Below are 3,448 nucleotides of genomic sequence, written 5' to 3' on the forward strand. Positions count from 1 at the left end.
GCGGCGCCTCGGAGGGGGAGCCCGAAGAGGTCGATCCCGCTGCGCTGGTCCGGGGCATCGTCGAGGACTGCGCCCGCGGCGGCAGCAATGTCGAGATCGTCGAGCTGCGCGGCGCCGGCCGGGTGTCCCTGCGCGTCGTCGGTGTCAAGCGGGCGCTCGAGAACCTGATCGGCAATGCGGTGCGCTACGGCACGCGGGCGCAGGTCTCGGTCGAGATTTCCGAAAGGTTCCTGCGCATCCGGGTCGAGGACGACGGCCCCGGCATCGCCCCCGAGGAGCGTGACGAGGCGATCAAGCCCTTTGCGCGGCTGGAACCGGCGCGCAACCAGAACCGCGGCACCGGGGTCGGGCTTGGCCTGTCGATCGCCGCCGATGTGGCGCGTGCCCATGGCGGGGTGCTGCGGCTGGGCACCAGCGCGCGGCTCGGCGGGCTCAGCGCCGATCTGGTGATCGCGCGCTGAGAGCGCCCGGCGCGCCCGGCATCTCAGCCCTGTTTTTCCACCAGGAACACCAGCCGCCCGTCCGATTCGGCGCTTTCGATCAGCGCGTGGCCGGATTCGGCGCAGAAATGCGGCACGTCGATCACCGCCGCCGGGTCGTCGGCGATCAGCCGGATGCGGCCCCCCGGCGCCAGAGGTTTCAGCCGCTTGCGCAGTTTCAGCACGGGCAGGGGGCACAACAGCCCGATGGCGTCGATTTCTTCGGTCATGACCTTCACATATGCGCGAGGGTCCAAGCTGTCCACACAGATGTGACAGCAGGGCCCCGTGACCTTGCCCGGCGAATGCTCTAAGGGTGGCGCATGTTTGGAATCGAAATCATCGACGCGGGCCTGTTGCCTGCCATGTTCGTCGCCCTTCTGGCCGGGCTCATCTCGTTCCTGAGCCCCTGCGTGCTGCCCATCGTGCCGCCCTATCTGGCCTATATGAGCGGGGTCACCATGGCCGAGCTGACCGATCAGGCCGCCGCCCGCCGCCGCGCCATGGTGGCGGCGCTGTTCTTCGTCCTCGGCCTGTCGACGGTGTTTCTGTTCCTCGGCTTCACCGCCTCGGCCTTCGGCGCGTTTTTCCTGCAGAACCAGACGCTTTTCGCCCAGATCTCGGGCGTCGTGGTGATCGTTTTCGGGCTGCATTTCCTCAATGTGTTCCGCATTCCCTTTCTCGACCGCGAAGCCCGGATCGACGCCGGGCAGTCCGGCGGCTCGGCCTTTGGCGCCTATGTGCTGGGCCTGGCTTTCGCCTTCGGCTGGACCCCCTGCATCGGCCCCCAGCTGGGCGCCATCCTGTCGCTGGCGGCGGGCGAGGCCTCGGTGACGCGCGGCACGGTGCTGCTCGGGATCTATGCCATGGGGCTGGGCATTCCCTTCCTGCTGGCGGCGATGTTCCTCAACCGCGCCATGGGGGTGATGAACCGGCTCAAGCGCCACATGGGGCTGATCGAGAAGACCATGGGCGGGCTGCTGGTGCTGGTCGGGCTGATGCTGGTCACCGGCGCCTTCAGTTCGCTCAGCTGGTGGCTGCTCGAGACCTTCCCGGCGCTGGCGACGCTGGGCTGAGCCGGCGGGTCCGGCGGTGGCGGGCAAATGCGCCCCGCGCCGGATTTACTTGTGGGCCGCCGCGCCGCTAAGGTGACCGCAAAAGACGAGGTCCCATGGCTGAGAGCAGCTTTAATCCGGTGCGGTCGCGGCGGGTGTTCTACATCCCCGGTTACGATCCGATCCATCCCCGCCGCTACCGCGAACTCTACCGCAAGGAGGGCGCGGCGCAGGCGGCGATCTCGGGCTACCGCCTGGCACTGGCGGCGAAACAGGGCGGCGGCGCCGGCGGACCCTATGGCTGGCATGTCGACGGCGCAATCGAAGGCGGCGAAACCCGGGCCGATTTCGAGGTTTTGGTGTGGTCGGACATCGTCCGCGACAGCATGTCGAATTCGATCGTCGCCACCTATCTGCAACTGGCGCGCACCGCCTGGACCTATATCGCCAGCGGCGCGCTGGCGCGGCTGATGCGGCTGCGCAAGGGGCCGGTGATCGCGGCGCTCTACCCGGTGCTCTTCCTGCTGCTGCAACTGCTTCTGGCGCTGCTTGCCGCCTGGGGGCTGGGCCGGGTTCTGGGCCTGTTTCTGCCCCCTTGGACGGCCTGGCTGGGGCTTGCCGCGGTGCCGCCGGTGCTGGGCTGGTTCCGCAAGAAGGACAACCGCTTCTTTGCCTATTACCTGATGCATGACTACGCCTATTCGGCGCGCTGGAAGGGGGCCAATCCGCCCGAGCTCGAGGCGCGGATGGCCGAGTTCGCCGAGCGCATCGCAAGCGCCCTGCACCAGGAGGTCGACGAGGTGCTGGTGGTCGGGCATTCCTCGGGGGCGCATCTTGCGGTCTCGGTGCTGGCCGACCTGATCCGCCAGGGGCGGGTGCCGGACAACGGGCCGGTGCTGAGTTTCCTGTCGCTCGGGCAGGTGGTGCCGATGGTTTCGTTCCTGCCCCGGGCGCGCCGCCTGCGGGCCGACCTGCATTTCCTTTGCCAGCGCGACGAGCTGACCTGGGTCGATGTCACCGCGCCCGGCGACGGCTGCGCCTTTGCGCTTTGCGATCCGGTCCATGTCTCGGGGGTGGCGCCGGCGCAGGGCAAGCGCTGGCCGCTGGTGCTGTCGGCGGCCTTCACCCAGACCCTCAGCCCGGCGCGCTGGAAAGAGCTGCGCTGGCGGTTCTTCCGCCTGCATTTCCAGTATCTCTGTGCCTTCGACGCCCCCGGCGAGTATGACTATTTCCGCATCACCGCCGGCCCGCAAACGCTGGGCCGGCGATTTGCCGGGCGCGCCGCCTCGCAAAGCCGCATCGAGACCCCGGTCAACAAGTTCACCGGGACCGCGTGATGGCCGACCTGCCTCCGAAACCGGCGGCCCGGGGTGAGGCGGTCTCGTTCTGGACCCATGTCCGCCTGTTTCGCCGCGACATCCTTTCGGCCCAGCCGGCGCGGCTCTACCGGGCCTGGATGGCCGAGTTCCGGACGCCGTTCTTCCGCTCGTTCCTGGTCAACCAGCCCGAGCTGATCGCGCGGGTGCTGAAAGAGCGCCCCGAGGATTTCCCGAAATCCGGCCGCATCAGCGAGGGGCTGCGCCCGCTGCTGGGCAATTCGGTCTTCCTGACCAATGGCGAAACCTGGAAACGCCAGCGCCGCATCATCGACCCGGCCTTCGAAGGTGGCCGGCTGCGCGACACGTTTCCGGCGATGTGGGCGGCGGCCGAGGCGGCGGTGGCGCGGCTGGCAGCGCGCGGCGGGGCGCCGGTCGAGATCGAGGCCGAGACCAGCCACGCTGCGGCGGATGTGATCTTCCGCACCCTGTTCTCGATCCCGATCGAGGACCGGCTGGCCTCGGAGGTCTTTGCCGCCTTCGGCGCCTACCAGCGCAGCCAGCCGATCCTCAATGTCGCCGCCTTCCTGCCGCTGCC

The 3,448-nt window shown here is 68.8% G+C and carries 5 protein-coding genes; 4 read left to right on the forward strand and 1 reads right to left on the reverse strand.

The genetic code is table 11. The annotated features are described in order from the left end of the window. Window positions 1–461, forward strand: a 461-nt coding sequence (locus tag ABZD10_RS14470; protein ID WP_372887553.1) for an ATP-binding protein, incomplete at its 5' end; no start/stop codon positions are given. A 23-nt stretch (window positions 462–484) separates the two neighbouring features. Here the strand turns inward: ABZD10_RS14470 and ABZD10_RS14475 are convergent. Next, on the reverse strand, window positions 485–709 hold the full coding sequence (locus ABZD10_RS14475; RefSeq protein WP_372887555.1) for a sulfurtransferase TusA family protein: 225 nt from the start codon (window positions 707–709) through the stop codon (window positions 485–487). A 93-nt stretch (window positions 710–802) separates the two neighbouring features. Here ABZD10_RS14475 and ABZD10_RS14480 point away from each other — a divergent pair, with 93 nt between their 5' ends. The 3 genes from ABZD10_RS14480 to ABZD10_RS14490 all read left to right on the forward strand — a co-directional run. After that, entirely contained in the window at window positions 803–1,555 is a 753-nt protein-coding gene (locus tag ABZD10_RS14480; RefSeq protein WP_372887557.1) for a cytochrome c biogenesis CcdA family protein, read from the forward strand. A 95-nt stretch (window positions 1,556–1,650) separates the two neighbouring features. Then, entirely contained in the window at window positions 1,651–2,871 is a 1,221-nt protein-coding gene (locus ABZD10_RS14485; protein ID WP_372887559.1) for a hypothetical protein, read from the forward strand. Then, window positions 2,871–3,448: cytochrome P450 (locus ABZD10_RS14490; RefSeq protein WP_372887561.1), on the forward strand; the 578-nt coding region annotated here is incomplete at its 3' end. The genes ABZD10_RS14485 and ABZD10_RS14490, both read left to right, overlap by 1 nt.

The sequence above is a fragment of the Shimia sp. genome (assembly GCF_041624275.1).
Classification (GTDB): Bacteria; Pseudomonadota; Alphaproteobacteria; order Rhodobacterales; family Rhodobacteraceae; genus Shimia.

Bases quoted from the DNA above. Each gene is read 5' to 3' on its own strand.
- ABZD10_RS14475 (WP_372887555.1), bottom strand. From the start codon at position 709: ATGACCGAAGAAATCGACGCCATCGGGCTGTTGTGCCCCCTGCCCGTG.
- ABZD10_RS14480 (WP_372887557.1), top strand. From the start codon at position 803: ATGTTTGGAATCGAAATCATCGACGCGGGCCTGTTGCCTGCCATGTTC.
- ABZD10_RS14485 (WP_372887559.1), top strand. From the start codon at position 1,651: ATGGCTGAGAGCAGCTTTAATCCGGTGCGGTCGCGGCGGGTGTTCTAC.